1 pseudogene is annotated in these 255 nt (G+C 54.9%); it reads right to left on the bottom strand.

Annotated elements, in window-relative coordinates:
• Nucleotides 1–198, bottom strand: a pseudogene (locus tag DJ029_RS21630) (IS6 family transposase); the annotation flags it as partial.
• Between the last annotated feature and the right edge of the window lie 57 nt (nucleotides 199–255).

Here is a 255-nt window from a genome sequence, read left to right as displayed (position 1 = left end):
GCGGATCTCAGCGGCGAACATCGGACCAAATCTATTCCACCAATATCGAACCGTTTCGTGGCTGATCTCGATGCCGCGCTCGTGCAGCAGGTCCTCGACATTGCGCAGCGAAAGTGGAAAGCGAACGTACATCATGACCGCCAGGCGAATAATCTCAGGGCTGCTATGAAAGTACTTGAATGGGGCGCGTTTTGTCATGAGCGGACGCTACGAAACCGCCCTGCCCGCCTCAAGCAGATTTGTTCTGACAATGCC

This window comes from Oceanibium sediminis (assembly GCF_003265325.1).
GTDB classification, from domain to species: Bacteria; Pseudomonadota; Alphaproteobacteria; order Rhodobacterales; family Rhodobacteraceae; genus Halovulum; species Halovulum sediminis.
This window is presented reverse-complemented; position numbering and strand designations above follow the sequence as displayed.